The organism is Allomuricauda sp. TY007, assembly GCF_010468565.1.
Lineage (GTDB): Bacteria > Bacteroidota > Bacteroidia > Flavobacteriales > Flavobacteriaceae > Flagellimonas.
In genome coordinates this window covers 148,968-171,180 of the sequence record NZ_WUEG01000014.1, presented here as the reverse complement: position 1 = coordinate 171,180, position 22,213 = coordinate 148,968, and the positions used below count along the sequence as shown (strand labels likewise).

Here is a 22,213-nt window from a genome sequence, read left to right as displayed (position 1 = left end):
GTGCACTGCTTCAACTAATGATTGTGACCAATGAACAAACCACTATTGATAGGACCCTTTGCCCAATTACTTCCCATGACGGGACTTCCTTTAAAAGGAACGCTCAAAGATGAGCAACTTCGCATCGTTGAAAATGGGGGCATTTTGGTTTCCGAAGGAAAAATTCTCAAAGTCGGTGTTTTTAATGAATTGAAATCCGATGATGTCGACATTCATCATATCGAAGGAAACCATGTTTGCCTACCTGGCTTTGTGGACTCCCATACCCATATTTGTTTTGGAGGGACCCGTGCCCGCGATTACGCCTACCGTAATGCTGGAAAAACCTATTTAGAAATCGCCAAAGCCGGTGGCGGCATCTGGGACACCGTGACCCAAACCCGAAAAGCATCACAGCAAGAATTGGTCGAAGGGATTCTTTCCAGAAGTAAAAAACATCTCAAAAATGGCGTTACCACCATCGAAGTGAAAAGTGGTTATGGCCTTTCCGTGGATGAAGAGCTCAAAATGCTTCGCGCCATCAAACAGGCTAACGAAGACACAAATGCTTCTTTGATCCCGACTTGTTTGGCAGCCCACATGAAACCGAAAGATTGGAATAAGGACGAAGGTTATCTGGACACGATCATAAATGAATTGTTCCCAATTATAAAAACCGAAAACTTAGCCAATCGCATAGATGCCTTTGTGGAAGAAAGTGCTTTTTCCACAGAGGAAATCAAACCCTATTTTCAAAAAGCGAAGGAAATGGGATTTGACATCACGGTACATGCCGATCAATTTACCACAGGCGGCAGTCAAGTAGCCGTGGACTTCGATGCAGTAAGCGCCGACCATTTGGAGGCAAGTACCGAAAAAGAGATTCAATTGTTGGCCAAAAGCAATACCATAGCCACGGCTTTGCCCGGGGCTTCCATTGGTTTGGGATGCGCTTACACCCCTGCACGTAAAATTTTGGATGCAGGTGGTGCTTTGTCCATTGCCAGCGACCATAATCCAGGCTCTGCTCCGATGGGCGATTTGCTCACCCAAGCCAGCATTTTGGGAACTTTTGAAAAACTCTCCAACACCGAAGTTTTGGCAGGTATCACTTTCAGAGCTGCTGCAGCTTTACGATTGGAAGACAGAGGAAAACTGGAAACTGGTGCTGTAGCAGACTTTATTATTTTTCCAACGGACAACTATCAAGAAATCACCTACCATCAAGGACAATTAAAGCCTTCTGATGTGTGGAAAAAAGGAATTAACGTTTGCAAATAACTTTGTCATTCCGCACGGCTGCTGAGCGTAGTCGAAGCAAGATGCGGAATCCACTACCCTAATTTGGATTCCTGCTTTCGCAGGAATGACAAATCATTCTTAATTACTAATGAAAAAAGATCATTTCAAATCACAAATTCTTCAAGGAATTCCTTCGGAATTACCCGCCACCAAAGCATACCCCAAAAACGGCAACCCGGCACCAAAACGCAAGGATATCCTTTCCAAAGAAGAGAAAAAACTGGCCGTTCAGAATGCGCTGCGTTATTTTCCCGAGGCTTGGCACCAAGAACTCGCCCCAGAATTTGCCGAGGAACTAAAAACTTACGGTCGTATTTATATGCATCGGTTCAAGCCCTATTATGAGATGTATGCCCGGCCTATTTCGGAATACCCTGCCAAAACACATCAGGCTGCCGCCATTATGTTGATGATTCAGAACAATTTGGACCCTGCCGTAGCACAACATCCCGAAGAATTAATTACCTACGGAGGCAACGGAGCGGTGTTTCAAAACTGGGCACAGTACCTGCTCACGATGAAATATTTGGCGGAGATGACCGAGGAGCAAACCCTCAATATGTTTTCTGGGCACCCGATGGGACTTTTTCCATCCTCCAAAGAAGCACCAAGAGTGGTGGTCACCAACGGCATGATGATTCCCAACTACTCCAAACCGGACGATTGGGAGCGTTTCAATGCGCTTGGCGTGACCCAATATGGACAAATGACGGCAGGTTCTTATATGTACATCGGCCCACAGGGTATTGTCCACGGCACGGCCATTACTGTGATGAACGCTTTCAGAAAAGTATTGCAAAAAAATGAATCACCCGAAGGCAAGATTTTTTTGACCGCTGGACTTGGAGGCATGAGCGGGGCACAACCCAAAGCTGGAAACATAGCTGGGGGCATCACCATTTGTGCGGAAGTCAACCCGGAAGCGGCCAAAAAACGGCACAACCAAGGTTGGGTGGATGAATTGTTAGTGGATTTGGACCTACTGGTTGTCCGCACCAAAGAAGCCGTGGAAAACAAAGAAGTGGTTTCCTTGGCGTACATCGGCAATGTGGTGGATGTTTGGGAACGTTTTTACGAAGAGGATATTTTTATCCATCTAGGCTCCGACCAAACCTCGTTACACAATCCTTGGGCAGGAGGTTATTATCCCGTTGGACTTTCTTTTGAAGAATCCAACAACTTGATGGTGGATAATCCTGAAGCATTCAAGGAAAAAGTACAGGAATCGCTTCGTAGACAGATTAATGCCATCAACAAACACACCGCAAAAGGCACCTACTTTTTTGATTACGGAAATGCCTTTTTGCTGGAAGTATCCCGCGCAGGCGGCGACGTGATGGCCAAAAACAACATCGATTTCAGGTATCCGTCCTATGTACAGGATATTTTGGGGCCTATGTGCTTCGACTATGGATTTGGTCCATTTAGATGGGTTTGTACCTCGGGCGACCCAAAAGACCTTCAAAAAACGGATGCCATTGCCCTTGAGGTGATGAAAAAGATAAAATCCGAAGCTCCAGAAGAAATCCAACAGCAGATGCAGGACAACATCAAATGGATTTCGGAAGCGGAACAGAACAAATTGGTGGTGGGCTCACAAGCTCGAATCCTCTATGCCGATGCCGAGGGGCGGAGCAAGATCGCGGATGCGTTCAACACGGCCATTGCCAAAGGAGAAATTAGCGCTCCCGTGGTGTTGGGCAGAGACCACCACGATGTAAGCGGCACGGATTCTCCCTTTAGGGAGACCAGCAATATTTACGACGGCAGCAAATTCACCGCCGATATGGCCATTCAAAATGTGATTGGCGATAGTTTTAGGGGTGCCACCTGGGTTTCCATTCACAATGGTGGCGGTGTTGGCTGGGGAGAAGTCATCAACGGAGGTTTTGGCATGGTACTGGACGGTTCCGAGGAAGCCTCCATTCGATTAAAAAAAATGCTCTTTTTTGATGTGAACAATGGGATTTCCCGTAGAAGCTGGGCGAGGAACAAAGAAGCCCGCTTTGCCATTGAGCGGGAAATGGAACGCTCTCCAAATTTAAAAGTAACTTTACCTCATCTGGTGGAACCGGATATTTTGGACGACCTATTTTAATACTATGAAACATTACGAAATCCCAAATCAAAACCTTTGGACCGGAAGAGTGTCCAATAAATGGTTGTACCTTCATGAAAAGGTTCACTTTACCCCTTTGAACGAAATTCCCAAAGCCCAAAAAAAATCCATTGCCCTGCTGGGCTACGCCTGCGACGAAGGTGTTCGACGAAATCAAGGCCGAGTCGGAGCTGTTACAGGACCCGATGTAATAAAAAGTAGTTTTGGAAAAATGCCCAATCACTTGGGCAGTAATGTAAAGTTGCACGATGTTGGCTCCATTGTTTGCAGTGAAGGTGATATGGAATCTGCTCAAAAAGCACTTTCAAATGCAGTAACAGACCTTTTGAAGAAAAAACATTTTCCCATTGTTTTGGGCGGTGGGCACGATATGGCCTACGGCCATTACCTCGGTGTCAAAAATTATCTGGATGCAAAAAAGGAAGGGCAAACCATCGGTATCATCAATTTTGATGCACATTTTGATTTACGGAAGAACACGGAACAGAACAACTCTGGAACACCATTCTATCAGATTGCCAAGGACTGCGAAAAAGAAGGGATTGATTTTAACTACCTCTGTCTCGGTATCCGAAAGGATGCCAATGACCGAAACCTGTTTCAAACAGCCAAAGATCTGGACGTTATCTATGTAATGAACGAGACTTTTCAAGCGCCTTTAGTGGAGGAAATCAATACTTGGATCAATGCCTTTGCCAAAAATGTGGACCACATTTATGTGACGATCGACTTGGATGGCTTCTCTTCTGCCTACGCCCCTGGTGTCAGTGCCGCTTCGCCCATGGGCTTTAGTCCGTATATGGTCTTGGAGTGTTTAAAAACGATTATCGGCTCTGGAAAATTAATCAGCTTGGATATTGCCGAGATGAATCCGAAATTTGATATTGACGGACAAACGGCAAAATTGGCTGCTTCGCTGGTGCATCATGTGGCACATAGTGTTTCGGGAAGTTGATATTACTTGTCAAGCTTGAGATTTCTCACGCTTCCTACGATCGGTTCGAAATGACATCCTCCACAAAAAAAGATTAACTGGTCATTTCGAAAATGAGGAACACAGTGACGATTGAGAAATCTAATTGTTATTCTAAGCCTTTCGACTACACACTAGAAAAGCTTTGCGAAGAATCTTTTCCTTGGATAAATGGCTCGACACGAATCGCACTAATTATCACAAATGTTTTATGATTTACTGGGGAAGATTCCGACCTGCGTCGGAATTTGTTCGACCATCAATCTTGAATCAAATTCAAAATTGGGTTTCACAAACAAAAAAAGCCTTCCAAAAGGAAAGCCTTTCATTGGCGAGCATCAGTTTTGATGCTTCAACCTGATTCCAATCATCGTGACTGGAATCCAACACAACGTTGCAAAGATAGTAAAGGTTTTGGATTTATGTGTTTCTAAACCTCCTTTTTGAAATCACATCTCTTAAATTCGCTAATTATTTTCAGGTGAGCCTTTGACTTCAGAAAGCTATCCAATATGATATAAACCAATTATACATGTTGACTGAAATTTGTCAGTTCAAGTGATTTTTCGGAAGAAAAATTATACCTGCCTGCCGGCAGGCAGGTCGAGAACCAGCATTCCAAGCCCAAAACCGATTCTCGACACAAAATTCCTTCGGAATTTTACTCGAATTGACGGGTTTGGCATAAAAAGCCTTCAAAATCCAATTGTCATAATGCCTTGATCACATAAGTGACCACTCCCCAAATCAATAAATCACTATCCCTGGAAACTTCAATGGGTTTGTAGCTTTTATTTTCTGGCATCAATGTAATGGTGTTCTTCTTGATATGCAGTCGCTTTACGGTAAACTCTCCATCTAAAAAACAAACTGCTATTTTGCCGTGTTCTGGGTCCAAACTGCGGTCTATAATCAATAAATCCCCATCATCCAACCCTGCCCCGATCATGGATTCTCCACTCACCCGTGCATAGAAGGTTGCTTCTTTATTCTTGATCAAAGTTTTGTCCAAACTGATGCGCTTTTCCTTAAAATCATCCGCAGGTGAAGGAAATCCCGCAGATATGGTATTTTTGGAAATAGGGATGTTCACATCTTTACTCTCATCAGGCGTGAAAAAAGTCAGGGCATCCATATTTGAAGTTTTCTTGGAAGTCATTTTACCACAATTATTTCGTTGATATTTGTAGTGTATCTAGGGGAAAGATGATTTTGTCGCATCTTCCAAGTTCTTTCCAAATCTTGATTGGCTATTTTCATTTTGTTAGTGCCATATTTGGTATTGATCCCATCCATAACCTGCATAAGTTTATGGTGTTTTGGATTTTCGGTCAGGAACAGGTCCAATTGCCGTTCATTGGTGGGTACCAGTCCCGATACAATTACTCCCGCTCTTTTATATTTGATTCCAGGTTTGAATAGGGCAACCGCAGCCTTAACTGCGTAGTTGCTTATGGTTAGGCTGGAATCCGTAGCGTAGGGCAAAGTAACGATAAGACTGCTTTTATCCTGTGGTTCGTCTTTTTTATGCCTGTCGCTTCTTAAAAGCACCACCAAATAGTTGCAACTGCTCCCTTGGTTCCGCAATTTTTCGGCACAACTGGTCGCGAAGGTGGATATCCGTTCCTTTATATTCTCAATATCGGAATAGGTGTTCTCAAAGCTTCTGGTGGTGGCTATCGCTTTTTTATCGCGAGTGTCATCATCCAAGTCCAATGTTGGCTTACCTTCCAAATCTTTTTTCAACCTAAGACCGATAATGGCCATTTGTCTCCTTACCCATTCATCTGGCAATTGGGTAAAATCATAGGCTGTTTTCACGTTTCTGGTCTGTAACCGTTTCAGGTTTCCACGTCCTATCCCCCAGACGCTCTCGATTTTAGTCCATTTCAATGCTTTTATCCGTCTTTCTTCGGAATGGATCACATATACTCCTCCGGTTTTTGATTTCAGTTTTTTGCCGATTTTATTGGCGACCTTGGCCAATCCCTTCGTGGGTGCAATTCCTATACTGATGGGAATGCCCGTACATTTTTGAACAGTCCGTTGGATTTCCCTGCCGTAAGTATCAAAGTCATAATCTTTGAAACCATCAAACTTTAGAAAGGCTTCATCAACACTGTACACTTCCATATCGGGAGTGAAAGTTCCGAGAATGTTCATGACCCTCGTACTCATATCACCATACAAAGGGTAATTGGATGAAAACACCTTGATCTTATTATCCTTACAAAACTGCCTATATTTGAATTCCGGGGCGCCCATGGGCAATCCAAGTACCTTCGCTTCATCGCTACGCGAGATAAAACAACCATCGTTATTGGAAAGAATACCCACAGGGACATTATTGAACTGGGGCTGAAAAGCCCGTTCACAAGAGGCATAGAAGTTATTGCAATCTACAAGGGCGAACATGCTTTAAAATACTCGATTTTTGCTAAATTACATAGGAAATCCATTGTAATTCAAATTTGAACCAAAGGTAATTCCGTTCAGTATAGGATTGCCCAAAGTCATGAGAAATAATTATCCCACCCCAAAATCCTATATTAGGACATGCAAAAAGAGATAACCCGCAATATTTCCCTTACTGGGGATATCAAATTCACTGGACTCCGCCTAAAAGATCCCATGCATACATCTGCTGGCCTTTTGGGAGTAAAGGAAGCATTACGGCACACTTTTAAGGAAATGGGCATTATGCGTTCCATGCGAACCCTTTTGGAAATGAACCAAGAAGATGGGTTTCGCTGCCCTAGTTGTGCTTGGCCCGTTCCCGAACATCCATCAAAAATTGCGGAATATTGTGAAAATGGGGCAAAAGCCTTGGCCGATGAAGCCACACGGGAACATATAGGAGCCGATTTTTTTTCGGGACATTCCGTTGAGGAACTCTCCAGATTAAGTGACTTTGAACTGAACAAACTAGGTCGCCTCGTAGAACCGATGGTCTTAAGACCCAACAGTCTGCACTACGAACCCATTACTTGGCAAGATGCTTTTGAATTGATTTCTGAAGAATTGCATAAGCTAGAAAACCCCAATAAGGCCATTTTTTATACTTCGGGCCGATCTAGCAACGAAGCTGCCTACCTCTATGGTATGTTCGCCCGTGCCTTTGGCACCAACAATATGCCCGATTGCTCCAATATGTGCCATGAATCATCGGGTGTTGCCCTCTCCGAAACACTTGGAATCGGAAAAGGTTCGGTAAAACTCGATGACCTATATGGTGCTGAAGTGGTTCTGGTAGTGGGTCAAAACCCCGGGACCAATCACCCAAGAATGCTGGCTGCGCTGGAAAAGTGCAAGAAGAATGGGGGTAAGGTCATCAGTATAAACCCATTGGCGGAAACGGGATTGGTCAACTTTAAAAACCCGCAAAGTGTTTCGGACATGTTGGGCAACGGACAGGCCATGGCCGATATCCATTTGCCTGTAAAAATCAATGAGGATATTGCGCTGACCAAACTCATTCTAAAAAAATTGGTCGCTCTTGATGCCAAAAACAATAATGTCCTAGACCATGAATTTATTGTGGAATATGTGGATGGCTATGATGACCTGCTGAAAGATTTGGATCGTTATGATACGGAAAGCCTTCAAAAAAGAACGGGGGTGTACATGCGAAAAATTGATCAGGTTGTACAATTGTTGGCCGAAAACACCAAAATCGTTATCTGCTGGGCCATGGGCATTACCCAGCATAAAAATGCAGTGGATTGCATCAAGGAATATGTGAATATTCTATTGCTCAAGGGAGCTGTGGGAAAACCCTTTGCCGGGACTTGTCCTGTGCGTGGGCATAGCAATGTGCAGGGCGATCGTTCGGTGGGCATTATGCACTACGTAAGCCAAAGTTTGAACAAAAAAATCCAAAAGCACCTCAATTTTGACCCACCTACGGAAAAAGGATACGATACTGTCGAGGCCATCAAAGCCATGCATGAAGGAAAGGCCAAAGTGTTTGTTTGTTTGGGCGGCAATTTTTTGATGGCCGCTTCAGACACACGATATACTGCCGAAGCCATTCAAAATTGTGATTTGACGGTACAAATCAGTACCAAACTGAACCGAAGCCATTTGGTTACGGGCAAAACTGCATTGTTGTTGCCGACCTTTGGCCGTTCCGAAAAAGATGAGAAGAACGGCGAGCTTCAATTTTTGACGATGGAAAGCAGTACGGGCAAGGTTCGACAGAGCAGAGGACTGTTGAAACCTGCTTCCGATCACATTAAAAGTGAACCTGAGATCATTGCCCTCTTGGCCCATACTTATTTTAGAGGCAATCATTCCATGAATTGGTATGAGTTGGGTCAGGATTACAATCTTATCCGAAAGTTGATAGACAAAACCGTGAAGGGGTTCGAGAATACCAGCGAACAATCCAAAGGATTTGGCTATTATCTACCTAACAATGTCCGTACGCGTGATTTTAGGATGCTACCCAATGGAATGGCACAATTGTCCATTACCCCATTGCCCAACCATCAATTGCAAGCTAATGAGTTATTGCTGATGACCATTCGCTCGCATGACCAGTTCAATACCACCATTTATGGATTGAACGACCGTTACCGTGGCATTCACAATGAACGACGTGTGGTTTTTATGAATAAAGAGGATATGGTTGAAAAAGGGCTTACCCGATTGGATATAGTCAATCTGTACAGCACTTATGACGGTATTCAACGCACCGCAGAAAAATTTATAGTTGTGCCCTATGAAATCCCAAAAGGAAACATGGCCGCCTATTTTCCTGAAACGAATATGCTGGTTCCCTACAATCAATTTGCCGATAAGAGCCAGACGCCTATCAGTAAATCCATCAAAGTCAGGGTGGCAAAAGTTTCTTGAATCGATTATTTGAAAGCAGGAATACCGGTAATGTCGGCCCCGGTAATCAACAAGTGAATATCGTGTGTGCCTTCGTACGTGATTACACTTTCGAGGTTCATCATATGGCGCATAATGCTATATTCTCCCGTAATTCCCATTCCGCCCAACATCTGCCGTGCTTCGCGAGCTATTTTAATGGCCATTTCCACATTGTTCCGTTTAGCCATGGAAATTTGGGCGGTAGTAGCCTTGCCTTCATTTTTTAATTGTCCCAAACGAAAGGCCAATAATTGGGCCTTGGTGATTTCGGTAATCATTTCGGCCAATTTCTTTTGCTGAAGTTGATATGCCGCAATGGGTTTCCCAAATTGAACACGTTCCTTGGCATAACGGAGTGCCGTGTCGTAACAATCCATGGCAGCTCCGATAGCTCCCCATGCAATGCCGTATCGGGCGGAATCCAAACAACCCAATGGTGCACCGAGTCCACTTTTACCCGGCAACAAATTTTCTTTGGGCACTTTTACATTATCAAAAATAAGCTCGCCCGTAGCCGACGCCCTCAACGACCATTTGTTATGGGTCTCTGGTGTGGAAAAGCCTTCCATGCCACGCTCCACAATAAGTCCGTGGATTCGTCCTTCTTCGTTTTTGGCCCAAACAACGGCCACATCGGCAAATGGTGAGTTGGAAATCCACAGTTTGGCACCGTTCAACAGGTAATGGTCACCAGCATCCTTGAATTTGGTTTCCATTCCTCCTGGATTAGATCCGTGGTTGGGCTCGGTAAGTCCAAAACAGCCCATCCACTCCCCTGTTGCCAATTTGGGCAGGTATTTTTTGCGCTGCTCTTCGGTACCGTAGGCGAATATGGGATACATGACCAATGAGGACTGCACGGAAGCTGTAGAGCGAACTCCACTATCGCCACGTTCTATTTCCTGCATGATCAAGCCATAACTGATTTGGTCCAAACCTGCCCCGCCGTATTCTTCAGGGATGTAGGGACCAAAAGCACCTATTTCAGCCAATCCACCAATAATCTGTTCTGGGAATTCCGCCTTTTGGGCATATTCCTCAATAATCGGGGAGATATCTCGCTTTACCCATTGGCGGGCCGCATCACGAACCAGTTTATGCTCCTCTGAAAGCAAATCATCTAGATTGTAGTAATCTGGGGCTTCAAATAAATCGGGCTTCATTTAGAATAAATTTTAAGTAAATATAACATTTCATTCAGTTATTGTTACATTTTTAAATAAAATGCTTGAGTCAATTGGATATATTCCTTGGTGTATTTATGTCTACCTTCTTCAATGACCAAGGTATCAATGTGTGGTTCGCTTTCATCAAAACTGAATTCTATCAAACTTCTTTTAAAATCGGTATGGGGATTTCCCTTTACCCGAGTGATTCGGTTTGGAAATAATCTTTCTTTTTTGGCAACATCGGTAAAATAAGACTCCTCTTTAAAGGGAATGATTACCGCAAAAATCCCATCTTCATTCAAAAGTTTTGCTGCTCCCTCAACTAATTCCTCAAAAGGCAGCGAACTGCTTTGCCGTGCCTTGTCCCGTGATTCATTTCTACTGGCCACATCTTCGGAATAGAAAGGCGGATTGGAAATGATCAAGTCGTACTTATCGTCCATTTCATCCACAAATTCATCAAAACCTGCATGATAACAGAACAGTCTGTCTCCCCATGGTGATACTTCAAAATTAGCAACGCACTGCTCATAGGCAGCATCATCCAACTCAATGGCATCTATGGTTTCGGCCAATGAGCGTTGTGCGAGTTGCAATGCGATAAGACCGGTTCCTGCTCCTATGTCCAAAACGGATTCAGGATCATTATGCAAAGATGTCCATGCGCCCAATAATACACCATCGGTTCCCACCTTCATGGCACATTGGTCTTGGTGAACTGTAAACTCTTTGAATTTAAAAGGTTTCATGTCATCAAAGATACGTTAATGATGTGTACTTGATTTACGGACATCAATTCAAATAGGGCATTCATAAATTGATATAAGGCATTCGTTAATTCTGGAGGCAATACTTGAATAGAATATAGTTATTTCGCCGACAACTTTACGGGGAAAGGCCCCAATAAAATCATTACCAAATTATCTAAACTTATGATTATGAAAAAAATCTTTTTTGCAATGTTCCTTTTAGTTGGAATAACAACTTATGCACAAAATGACTCAAACTCCTTGAGTCAAGGTAGCTGGATTATCGAAGCCAACACGGGTTCGTGGACGACTGGTAGCACAGCTTTTTCCCTGGTCTCAACTAATGGGTATACCTTGTATTCTATCGGAACAGAGGGAGGTTACTTTGTATCCGACAATTTAGCTTTAAAACTAGGTTTAGGTTATTCTGGGGGAGATGATATGGATGGCACATTCAATTACAAAGTGGGGGTCAAATACTATATTATAGATGAGATACCTTTAGGAGTGGATTATACTGGGGCAAGTTCTAATGGAAATGGTGCCAGTTGGGTTGGCGTTCAAGGAGGTTATGCATGGTTTGTCGCAAACAATGTAAGTATTGAACCAACAATTCGATACAATATGACTTTAGATGAAGATAAGGCAGACAGTGCTTTTCAAGGATTAATCGGTTTTGCTTTTCATTTTTAAATAAAAACTAAAACTCCTACTTGGGCATATCATTAGGTTTTTATCTTGGTGGCGGCAAGTGGAAAAAATAGTGTTTCATCTAGTTTTATTAAGTTAATAGGGAGGCAAATTAATGCCTCCTTTTTGTTTTTAACCTAGATATAAATCTACCAAACCTTCGGGGGTCTTCACAAAAATTGTCCTGTTCTTGCGGTCAACCTTTTTGATTATTTCATCGCTGACAGGAATCAACAATTCCTTGTCGCCCTTTTTTACTTCAAATAAATCTTGTGAAGTACTATCGTTAATGGATTCCACAACACCAATATCTCCATAAACCTCATCCATTAGGGTAAAACCGATTACCTCATGAAAATAAAACTTGTTGCCTGTAAGTGGAGGCAGCATGGTAAGAGGAAGGTATAATTCGGAACCAATAAGTTTATCAGCACTTGGTTCGTCCTTTACCTCTTCAAAATCAATGCGAAGTAGGTTGGATTTGTGCAATCGGCATCTATCAATAAAAAATGGAATCAGGTTGTTCCCTAATGAAACAAGTACTGATTCCATATTTTCGTAGATATCGGGCTCATCGGTGTCCAGTTTGACCAACACCTCGCCCTTAAAACTATATTTTGAAACGACTTTGCCCAGGTAGAAACAGTCTTCCTTGCGCATCGCCTTATGTTTCTATTCTTCTTTTTTATCAGCTTCTTCACCAGCAGGAGCCTCCTCGGCAGGTGTTTCAGCTTCGGTAGTGGCTTCCTCTGTAGCCGCTTCGGCAGTCTCTTCGGCAGCATCTTCAGTTACTTCCTCTTCTTCTGGCAAAGCAGCGGCAACTCTCTTAGCGTTCGCTTCCTTCTCAGCTTCCAATGCTTTGGCTCTGGCTTCGGCTTCGGCTTTGGTCAATCCATCTTTCTTGTCTTGAATTTTTTGTTCTTTCTCTTCCAACCAAGCGTTGAATTTTTCTTCGGCCTGTTCTTCGGTCAATGCTCCTTTGCGAACACCGCCCAACAAGTGATGCTTCAACAGAACACCTTTGTAAGAAAGGATTGCTCTTGCAGTATCTGTTGGTTGTGCACCATTTTGCAACCATTTTACAGAACCATCAACATCTAGATTAATTGTAGCTGGATTGGTGTTTGGGTTGTAAGTACCCAATTTTTCCAAAAATTTACCGTCCCTTTTTGCTCTAACATCGGCGGCAACTACCCAATAGAATGGTTTACCTTTTTTACCGTGTCTTTGAAGTCTAATTTTAACTGGCATATCACATTAATTTGTAGGGTGCCCGACCCTGATTATTAATTCTTTTTAATCGCTTATCCGTTAAGCGGGTGCAAATATACATTTATTTGTTTATAGCACAGTGTTTTCGGTAAAAAAAGTTAAATACTTTTAACAACTGAACCCTATCTCGTTAAACCTATTATAAACCATTGCAACCATTTGTTATTCTGACACTTAACCTTATCTTATATATAGAAATCATCGAAAGCCGATGGCCATTAACCGATAAAATGAAGAGAGATTATGAAGTACACTGTAGAAATGTCGAACAAATTGAACGAACTTTTGGAAAGAACATACGATGCTGAAAAAGGATTCAAGCAAGCAGCTGAAAAGGTAAACAATACAACCATTAAACAATTCTTTATGGACAGTGCCAAACAGCGATACAATTTTGGCCAAGAGTTAAAAGCTGAAATTATGTCCTTTGGACAAACCCCAGAAAAAGGAGGAAGCACCAAAGGAACCTTGCACCGATCTTGGATAGATTTTAAATCGTTGTTCACTACCAACAATGAAGAAGCCATGTTGGAAGAAGTGCATCGAGGCGAGAAAGAAGCCATCGCCACATACAATGATATATTGCACGATAAAGATTTTGTGCTGCCACCATCCACGGAAAGCCTATTGATGAAGCACAGAAATGCCATCAGGGAAACCTTGGAGACAGCCAACATATTTGAAACAGCAGTATCGTAATTCCAAAAGTCAGCAGATACAATCAGAAAAAGTCGGGATGTATTCCCGGCTTTTTTTTAGTTGATAACTCCTAAAAACTCTATTTCACCAAATCTATCTTCTTCCGTACTTTTATCTATTCTTTTTTTGACCGAGACTATTAGCCTATGTATTTGATTTTTGATACGGAAACCACTGGTTTGCCCAAACGCTGGGACGCCCCGATTACCGATACCGACAACTGGCCAAGATGCGTTCAGATTGCATGGCAGTTGCATGATGAACTTGGTAATTTAATTGAGCACCAGGACTTTTTGGTAAAACCCGAAGGTTTCAACATTCCCTACGAATCAGAACAGATACACGGCATTTCCACTGCTTTGGCTGAAGAAAAAGGTGTTCCCCTAAGCGAAGTTTTGGAAGCTTTCAACAAGGCATTGCAACAGACCAAATTTGTGGTGGGTCAAAATGTGGGGTTCGATATCAACATTATGGGATGCGAGTTCCACCGTGAAAGTGTGGAAAGTCCTTTGACCGAACTCCCAGTACTCGATACCTGTACGGAACATACCGCAGAACTCTGTAAAATACCAGGAGGGCGTGGCGGTAAATTTAAATTGCCTACGTTGACCGAACTCCACGAGTTCCTGTTCGGCGAGCCTTTTGCCGAGGCGCACAATGCAACGGCCGACGTGGAAGCTACGACCCGTTGCTTTTTGGAATTGGTCCGCAAAAAACAATATTCCTACCAAGAACTCGATGTTCAACCTGATTATTTTGAGCGTTTCTCCGAAGCCAATCCGCAGGAAATAGAGCTTATCGGGTTAAAGCACATCAACCTAAAGGCCGCATCAAAAGAAATTGCTGATGCCCTTTGGGCCGAAGATACAGGAGGCGTATCGGATGAAGAAATACAAGAAAACGTGGAGACGTTGGAGGACGAACCCTTTGTTCATCTACACAACCACTCACAGTTTTCGGTGCTTCAGTCAACCATCAATATAAAAGATTTGGTAAAAGCCACTGCCAACCACGGCATGCCTGCGGTAGCCCTTACCGACCACGCCAATATGATGGGCGCCTTTCACTTTGTTAAAGAAGTCATGGGACACAACAAAGCGGTAAAGGCCAAAAACGAGGAACTTATAGCCAATGGCGAACAGCCTACCGAAAAAGAGATTACTCCAATCGTAGGTTGCGAATTCTTTGTCTGCGAGGATCACACCAATAAAAACGTCAAGGACTACGGACATCAAATTGTGCTCTTGGCCAAAAACAAAAAAGGCTATCACAATTTGGCAAAAATGTCCTCCATTGCGTATACCAATGGTTTCTACTACGTGCCCAGAATCGACAAAAAGGTCATTGAGCAATACAAGGAAGACATCATCGCCCTTACGGGAAACCTATATGGTGAAGTGCCCAACAAAATCCTGAATGTTGGCGAAAACCAGGCAGAAGAAGCCCTATTGTGGTGGAAAGAACAATTTGGTGACGATTTTTACATCGAAATCATGCGTCACGGGCAAGAAGACGAAGATCGTGTTAACCAAGTTTTGGTTCGGATGGCCAAAGACCATAACGTAAAACTGGTCGCCACGAACAACACTTATTATTGCGATAAAAAGGATGCCGAAGCACACGATATTTTACTATGCGTGAAAGATGGGGAAAAGCAATCCACCCCCATCGGTAGGGGTCGTGGTTATCGCTATGGATTGCCCAACCAAGAGTATTACTTCAAATCTTCGGACGAGATGAAGGAGCTCTTCAAGGATTTGCCCGAAGCCATTTTGAACATCAAGGAAATCGTGGACAAAATTGAGCCCTACGATCTTGCCAGTGATATTTTGCTGCCCAAATTCAGTATTCCAGAAGAATTCAAAGATCCTGAAGATGATGTGGATGGCGGAAACAGGGGTGAGAATGCCTACCTGAGGCACATCACTTACAAAGGAGCCGAAAAGCGGTACGGAGAACTTACGGATGAAATCAGGGAACGGATAGACTTTGAGTTGGAGATTATCAAAAACTCGGGGTACCCAGGATACTTTTTGATTGTGGAGGACTTTATCCGGGAAGCAAGGAATATGGATGTTTCGGTAGGACCAGGTCGTGGTTCCGCAGCAGGTTCGGTGGTAGCATACTGTTTAACGATTACCAACATCGACCCCTTAAAGTACGACCTACTTTTTGAGCGGTTCTTGAATCCGGACAGAGTGTCCATGCCCGATATCGATATTGATTTTGATGACGAGGGCCGTAGCCGAGTAATGGACTACGTTATCAATAAATATGGTGCAAACCAAGTGGCGCAGATTATTACTTACGGTACCATGGCCGCCAAATCGTCCATTCGCGATACTGCACGTGTGTTAGATTTGCCATTGGGCGATGCCGACCGTATTGCCAAATTGATTCCAAACATGTCCAAGCTCAACAAGATATTTGGAGTGGACGAAGCCGACCTGAAAAAGAAGTTCCGTTCCGAGGAACTCGAAAAAGTAAACGAGCTCCTCAATATCGCCGAAACCGACGATTTGGAAGGCCAGACCTTAAAAATGGCTAGAGTGCTCGAAGGGTCTTTGCGAAATACGGGAATCCATGCATGTGGAGTAATCATTACTCCAGACGATATTACCAACTTCGTACCCGTATCCGTAGCCAAAGATTCTGACCTTTACGTTACCCAGTTCGACAACTCGGTAGTGGAAAGTGCCGGTCTGTTGAAAATGGATTTCTTGGGATTGAAAACCTTGACCTTGATCAAGGACACCGTCAAAATCGTAACAGCAAGAACGGGAATAGAGTTGGTTCCCGATGATTTTCCGTTGGATGATGAAAAAACATACGAGCTTTTCCAACGCGGGGAAACCGTTGGGGTGTTCCAGTACGAATCACCCGGGATGCAGAAGCACATGAAAAACCTGAAACCTACGGTTTTTGATGACCTTATTGCCATGAACGCCCTGTACAGACCTGGGCCCATGGAATATATTCCCAGTTTTATTGCACGTAAACACGGTGAAGAGGAGATTACCTACGACCTCCCCGAAATGGAGGAATACCTTCAGGAAACCTACGGGATTACCGTGTACCAAGAGCAGGTGATGTTGCTCTCCCAAAAATTGGCAGGATTCTCCAAAGGTGATGCGGATGTACTCCGAAAAGCCATGGGTAAAAAGATTTTTGCCTTGCTGGAAAAACTAAAGCCACAGTTCTTGGACGGTGGCGAGAAAAACGGGCATCCACGTGATGTACTGGAAAAAATCTGGAAGGATTGGGAAGCTTTTGCCTCCTACGCATTCAACAAGAGTCACTCCACCTGTTACGCATATATTGCTTACCAAACCGCCTATTTAAAGGCCCACTACCCTGCCGAATATATGGCGGCCGTGCTGTCCAACAACATGAACGACATTAAGCAGGTCACCTTTTTTATGGAGGAATGTAAACGTATGGGGCTGGAAGTATTGGGTCCTGACGTTAACGAATCCTATTACAAGTTTGCCGTGAACAAGGACAATGCGGTACGATTTGGCATGGGAGCCATTAAAGGTGTTGGGCGCTCCGCTGTGGAAACCATTGTTGAAAACCGAAAAGAAGGTGGGGCTTACCGATCTATCTTCGATTTGGCTAAACGTGTAGATTTGCGTGCTGCCAATAAAAAAGCCTTCGAAAATTTGGCGCTTGCCGGAGGGTTTGATTCCTTTGGTGATACCCATCGTGCACAATATTTTCACGATGATGGCGATGGTATAACCTTCTTGGAAAAGGCAGTGAAGTATGGTTCCAAGTTTCAGGAAAATCAAAACTCATCGCAGGTGAGTCTTTTTGGGGATGCGAGCGAGGTTCAGATTCCGGAACCCATTGTTCCTCCATGTGAAGAATGGGGCACCATGGAAAAGCTACGCCGCGAAAAAGAAGTGGTCGGTATTTATATTTCGGGGCACCCGTTGGATGATTTTAAAAAAGAAATCAAGGCTTTTTGTAAAAATACGGTAAGCGATTTTGCTCGTTTGGAAGAGCACGTAAATCGGGAACTCACGGTGGCCGGGGTCATAACCGATGTTCAACACCGCATTTCCAAAAATGGGAAGGGCTGGGGGCTCTTTACATTGGAAGATTATAATGAATCTTACGAACTAAGGATTTTTGGGGAAGAATACTTAAAGTTCCGCCACTTCTTAATGATCAACTCCTTTGTGCACGTGCGGGCATACGTGCGCGAGGGCTGGGTAAACCGTGATACGGGCAAAAAAGGAGACCCAAGGCTTCAGTTCAACGATTTTAAACAGCTTCAGGACGTAATGGATGCCTTTGCTAAAAAACTCACCATCAAACTGAACATAGATCGCCTGCAAGAGCAACGCATCAGAACATTAAAGGACACTTTAACATTACATAAAGGTGACCACCCGATAAGTTTTGTAATTTATGAGATGCAAGAGGAAATCAAACTCAAACTATCGAGCCGAAAACAGAAGGTGAAGATAAACAGCGAGTTACTTTCCGAACTGGAGGCACATGAAATTCATTACAAATTGAATTAGATCATAATTATTGTCAATGGCGCAATAATTAAAACGAATACGCCCTATGTAAGTTACATGGGCATTATTTGACTAACTTTGCATAATATTAAAATAAATAAGATGGCACTAGAAATAACAGATGCAACTTTTGACGAAGTTGTTTTAAAAAGTGACAAGCCTGTCCTGGTAGATTTTTGGGCAGCATGGTGTGGACCTTGTAGAATGGTAGGTCCAATCATTGAAGAAGTAGGACAAGAATACGATGGTAAAGCCGTTGTTGGGAAAGTTGATGTTGATGCCAACCAACAATTTGCCGCTAAATACGGTGTGCGTAATATCCCTACCGTTTTGGTTTTTAAAGATGGTGAGGTAGTAAACCGTCAAGTAGGCGTATCTCCTAAAAAAACCTATACAGATGCTATTGATGCAGCACTGTAAAACAAAACTTGGAATTAGATTTTAAAAAAGGTTTGGCAAATGCCAAGCCTTTTTTATTTTATCTTGTCTGCGGAAATCAATTATGGACGTACGATCGGAACTTAGCAAAGCGACCCTTTTCCAAAACTTGGAGCTTTTGGCCCACCAAATTGTGGAAGGGTTTATCAGTGGTATCCACAAAAGTCCGTTCCATGGATTTTCCGCCGAATTTGCAGAACACAAAATTTACAACCATGGGCAGAGCACCAAACATATTGATTGGAAACTCTTCGCCCGAACAGATCGCTTGTACACCAAACGCTATGAGGACGAGACCAACCTCCGTTGCCATATGATTCTGGACAACTCGACTTCCATGTACTATCCCGAGGTTAAAGAATATGCCTTGGACAACCTCAACAAAATTGGTTTTGGGGTACTTTCCATTGCCGCCTTGATGCAGGTTTTGAAAAAACAACGCGATGCGGTCGGCTTGAGCATTTATTCAGATACCTACGATTTCCATGCTTCGGAAAAGAACAGTGAACGCCATTTTCAGATGCTGTACTCCAAATTGAACGAAGTTGCTTCCCATAAAAAAGATACGAAAGAGACCAAAACCTATACTTTCCTGCATCAGATTGCGGAAAAAATCCATCGCAGAAGCCTGATTTTTCTATTTACGGACATGTTTCAGACAGAAACAGAGGAGGAAAAACTCTTCGAAGCGCTGCGACATCTTAAATACAATAAACATTCTGTAGTTCTTTTTCACCTGTTGGATAAGGAACATGAGCTCCATTTTGATTTTGACAATACACCCAAACGTTTTGTGGATGTAGAAACAGGCGAACAGATAGATTTGTACGCTGACTCCATTAAAAAAGCATATTCAGAAAAAGTGCTGCAATACCAAAAGGACCTGAAACTGAAATGCGCGCAATATCAAATCAAATATGTGGGAGTGGATGTTCGCTCGGACTTCTCCCAAGTCTTGAATTCCTTTATGATAGAACGGCAGAAATTTGCTTGATCATTTTTTTTAAAAAAATGTTTTGCCATATCCGAAATGAGAGTGTATATTTGCACTCGCTTTAAAAAAGCAATGAACAAGATTTGAATCCGGCTGTTGTCGGAGTCTAAGAAGATAAAATCATTGGTCTGGTAGTTCAGTTGGTTAGAATACCTGCCTGTCACGCAGGGGGTCGCGGGTTCGAGTCCCGTCCAGACCGCAGAAAGCTCCGAGAAATCGGGGCTTTTTTTGTTGTTGCGGCAATCTAAACAGATACTGTTTTTAGTATAAGGTAAGTTCGACCTTAGAAAGTTGATTTTAAGGCAAGAAAAAACAGACTATTATGCAAATTAAAGTGCTGACAACCAATTCGCAGCAAATACCCTGACTTATAGTTTCTTTACTTAAGATTGCTGGGGTTTTTGTTCCATTGCTTGATCGGCCAAACTCCAGGAGTTCCATTCACAGATTTACTTCATCTGCTTTTTAAGGTTCTGTAATACAAATTCCAAGCTCCCGAATTTGCTTCCACAATGTCTGGTAGTCCATCATTGTTCAAATCTCCAATGGCAATATGATAGGTATCATCTTCGAGGTCTTCCCTGAGACCAATTTCTTGAAAATCCATATCTTCCTTACCCAAAAACACATAATTCCTCCCCTCGGAATTCCCTTCCACAATATCCATGTGGCCATCTTGGTCCAGATCGGCAACTTGTATGGAATAGGTGGAACGTTCACTTCCCAATTCAAGGGTTTTGTCAAAGTTCAACCTTTCATTGCCCAAATAAATGGTGTTTTTTGCCTCCAAATTTCCAGTAACTATGTCCAAAAAGCCATCTTTATCCATGTCTGCAATGGCTATGGAACGTGTTTCAACATTTTCATTGCCAAATTCCAGAACCTGGGTGAATGACAGCTTTTCATCACCAAGGTAGATTCTGTTATTGCCCTGTCTCTCTGCAGTTATCAGGTCCTGATGACCATCATTATTGATATCGGTCACCAATGTTTGGATGGTTTGGTCCAACCCATCACCAAAATGGAGAACAGTTGTAAAGTTACCTTGACCGTCGTTCAAGCAAATCTCGTTTTTGGCCTTTCTGTTCGATATGACCAAATCCATATCGCCATCATTGTCCACATCGGCAATTTCGAGGTTCCGTGATGGTGATATGGCCCCAAAGGGCGGTCGCTCCGTGAAGCGATTGTTTTCAGTACCGAAATACAGTGCGTTTGGAACATTGTCGTTGGCAACGGCAATGTCCATGAAACCGTCATTGTTGAAATCGGCCGACTTGATGGCATATGAGGCGTCCAGAAAATTACCGATGGGCCGTGCCATTTTAAAACCGCCTTTTCCATCATTATAGTAGATGTAATTTTGTTCTGCCCAATGTCGTCCGTTGGCAACAAGGGCATCCAAATCACCATCTTTGTCCACATCGACCAGGGTTATGGATGCAGTTCGGTTAGATTGGGTGCCTATGGAAAAGAAACCGTCTGCATTTTGGAAAGACACGTTCTGTGAAAATGTGGTCATTGAAATGGCCCCAAAAACGGCCAATAACATGTTTTTAAGTATTTTATTTAACTTCATCAACTTATTTTTTTTATACGTAAAACCAGTCATCTTCCAAAAATTCAATAATTCTCTGGGCACGACCCGATGAACTAAAATTATTGCCATTGCCGAAGAGTTTTTTAATAGGTTGTATTATTTCCATTTTTGTCAATAATCTCAAACCGGGTATTGTCCAATTCATCTACATAAATTTTAATCCGTTCATTTCCCTTTGAATCATAGATGAACAAACCTGTATTCTTGTTTTCTTCACGACCCAGGAACATTCTGTACACATTGATTTCGGAGTCCAGATGTTTTTTAAATTTCAAATATTCAACATCTTTTTCTGGCTTTGTCATTGATTTTGTACGTTCAAGAAATTGCTCGTACAATTTTTCCACCCGAATTGAATCGGACCGTTCCCTAAAGAACATTCCATACCACCTTTTCCACTCGCCCCCTTCCAAGTACTCATCTTTCATAATGGCCATTATTTGGTCATTTTTTTGTTGATCAAAGGTGATGCCTGCAAAATTCTCTTCATCCGTTCCATCATAATAGATACCACCTACTTCATCCCCAACACGATTAAAAAATATGATCCCGGGCAAGTCTCTTTTTGAACCTGGGTTGTGTGGAATACCATGGGTAGTGGCCAATGCTTGCTTTTCGGGGTTGCTGATTGAAATGTACAAGTTTTCCTCTGCATCAATTATGCTGAGTCTTTCTGCCTGGATTTCTTTGAATGTTTCCACATTTTTGACCTGTCTGTCATAAAAGAAAAAGCAGGTCAAAACAATCAGAAAAGCGAAATTGATTATTGGAAGCTGTTTTTTCATTTTATTATATCATTTTTGATTTGATGATGTAAGC

At 42.9% G+C, this 22,213-nt stretch carries 17 protein-coding genes and 1 tRNA gene; 10 read left to right on the top strand and 8 right to left on the bottom strand.

Going from position 1 to position 22,213, the window contains the following annotated elements; all coding sequences use genetic code 11:
* Positions 1-30 precede the first annotated feature (30 nt).
* The 3 genes from hutI to hutG all read left to right on the top strand — a co-directional run bounded on the left by hutI (position 31) and on the right by hutG (position 4,355).
* Positions 31-1,260, top strand: coding sequence for an imidazolonepropionase (hutI, locus tag GO009_RS14715; protein ID WP_163627214.1), 1,230 nt, complete (start codon positions 31-33; stop codon positions 1,258-1,260).
* A 109-nt stretch (positions 1,261-1,369) separates the two neighbouring features.
* Positions 1,370-3,379 (top strand): urocanate hydratase, encoded by a 2,010-nt coding sequence (locus GO009_RS14710; RefSeq protein WP_163627212.1) that lies wholly within the window; start codon positions 1,370-1,372, stop codon positions 3,377-3,379.
* A 4-nt stretch (positions 3,380-3,383) separates the two neighbouring features.
* Positions 3,384-4,355 (top strand): formimidoylglutamase, encoded by a 972-nt coding sequence (gene hutG, locus GO009_RS14705; protein WP_163627210.1) that lies wholly within the window; start codon positions 3,384-3,386, stop codon positions 4,353-4,355.
* 727 nt (positions 4,356-5,082) lie between these two features.
* Here the strand turns inward: hutG and GO009_RS14700 are convergent.
* Both GO009_RS14700 and GO009_RS14695 read right to left on the bottom strand, forming a co-directional pair.
* Positions 5,083-5,532, bottom strand: a complete 450-nt coding sequence (locus tag GO009_RS14700; RefSeq protein WP_163627208.1) for a LexA family transcriptional regulator — start codon at positions 5,530-5,532, stop codon at positions 5,083-5,085.
* On the bottom strand, positions 5,529-6,788 hold the full coding sequence (locus tag GO009_RS14695) for a Y-family DNA polymerase (protein WP_163627206.1): 1,260 nt from the start codon (positions 6,786-6,788) through the stop codon (positions 5,529-5,531). The genes GO009_RS14700 and GO009_RS14695 overlap by 4 nt, the downstream gene beginning before the upstream one ends.
* Positions 6,789-6,929: 141 nt before the next feature.
* On the opposite strand from GO009_RS14695, the gene GO009_RS14690 reads away from it, so the two are divergent.
* On the top strand, positions 6,930-9,230 hold the full coding sequence (locus GO009_RS14690; RefSeq protein ID WP_163627204.1) for an FdhF/YdeP family oxidoreductase: 2,301 nt from the start codon (positions 6,930-6,932) through the stop codon (positions 9,228-9,230).
* Between the two features lie 5 nt (positions 9,231-9,235).
* On the opposite strand, the gene GO009_RS14685 is transcribed toward GO009_RS14690, so the two are convergent.
* Both GO009_RS14685 and GO009_RS14680 read right to left on the bottom strand, forming a co-directional pair.
* Positions 9,236-10,414 carry an acyl-CoA dehydrogenase family protein gene (locus GO009_RS14685; protein WP_163627202.1) on the bottom strand — a complete coding sequence of 393 codons (1,179 nt, stop codon included), beginning with the start codon at positions 10,412-10,414 and terminating at the stop codon, positions 9,236-9,238.
* A gap of 44 nt (positions 10,415-10,458) precedes the next feature.
* Positions 10,459-11,169: a tRNA1(Val) (adenine(37)-N6)-methyltransferase gene (locus GO009_RS14680; protein ID WP_163627200.1), complete on the bottom strand. Its 711-nt coding sequence runs from the start codon at positions 11,167-11,169 to the stop codon at positions 10,459-10,461.
* A gap of 189 nt (positions 11,170-11,358) precedes the next feature.
* Between GO009_RS14680 and GO009_RS14675 the strand changes: the two genes are divergently transcribed.
* A complete protein-coding gene (locus tag GO009_RS14675; protein WP_163627198.1) occupies positions 11,359-11,862 on the top strand; it encodes a hypothetical protein in 504 nt (167 codons plus the stop codon).
* A gap of 129 nt (positions 11,863-11,991) precedes the next feature.
* Here GO009_RS14675 and rimM read toward each other — a convergent pair whose 3' ends face one another.
* Both rimM and GO009_RS14665 read right to left on the bottom strand, forming a co-directional pair.
* Complete coding sequence (gene rimM / locus GO009_RS14670) at positions 11,992-12,519, bottom strand: ribosome maturation factor RimM (protein WP_163627196.1); 528 nt, start codon at positions 12,517-12,519, stop codon at positions 11,992-11,994.
* Positions 12,520-12,531: 12 nt separating this feature from the next.
* Positions 12,532-13,110, bottom strand: a complete 579-nt coding sequence (locus GO009_RS14665; RefSeq protein ID WP_163627193.1) for a 30S ribosomal protein S16 — start codon at positions 13,108-13,110, stop codon at positions 12,532-12,534.
* 264 nt (positions 13,111-13,374) lie between these two features.
* Between GO009_RS14665 and GO009_RS14660 the strand changes: the two genes are divergently transcribed.
* The 5 genes from GO009_RS14660 to GO009_RS14640 all read left to right on the top strand — a co-directional run bounded on the left by GO009_RS14660 (position 13,375) and on the right by GO009_RS14640 (position 19,993).
* Positions 13,375-13,830, top strand: a complete 456-nt coding sequence (locus GO009_RS14660; protein WP_163627191.1) for a PA2169 family four-helix-bundle protein — start codon at positions 13,375-13,377, stop codon at positions 13,828-13,830.
* Between the two features lie 146 nt (positions 13,831-13,976).
* Positions 13,977-18,362, top strand: coding sequence for a DNA polymerase III subunit alpha (dnaE, locus tag GO009_RS14655; protein ID WP_163627189.1), 4,386 nt, complete (start codon positions 13,977-13,979; stop codon positions 18,360-18,362).
* A gap of 102 nt (positions 18,363-18,464) precedes the next feature.
* A complete protein-coding gene (gene trxA / locus GO009_RS14650; protein WP_108246432.1) occupies positions 18,465-18,782 on the top strand; it encodes a thioredoxin in 318 nt (105 codons plus the stop codon).
* An 82-nt stretch (positions 18,783-18,864) separates the two neighbouring features.
* Entirely contained in the window at positions 18,865-19,794 is a 930-nt protein-coding gene (locus tag GO009_RS14645; RefSeq protein WP_163627187.1) for a DUF58 domain-containing protein, read from the top strand.
* Between the two features lie 125 nt (positions 19,795-19,919).
* A tRNA-Asp gene (locus GO009_RS14640) sits at positions 19,920-19,993 on the top strand.
* A 255-nt stretch (positions 19,994-20,248) separates the two neighbouring features.
* Here the strand turns inward: GO009_RS14640 and GO009_RS14635 are convergent.
* Together GO009_RS14635 and GO009_RS14630 are read right to left on the bottom strand one after the other, a co-directional pair.
* The gene (locus GO009_RS14635; RefSeq protein ID WP_163627185.1) at positions 20,249-21,373 is read right to left on the bottom strand and encodes a VCBS repeat-containing protein; all 1,125 of its coding nucleotides are present in this window, start codon (positions 21,371-21,373) and stop codon (positions 20,249-20,251) included.
* A gap of 104 nt (positions 21,374-21,477) precedes the next feature.
* Positions 21,478-22,179, bottom strand: a complete 702-nt coding sequence (locus tag GO009_RS14630) for a hypothetical protein (RefSeq protein ID WP_163627183.1) — start codon at positions 22,177-22,179, stop codon at positions 21,478-21,480.
* Positions 22,180-22,213: the final 34 nt, after the last annotated feature.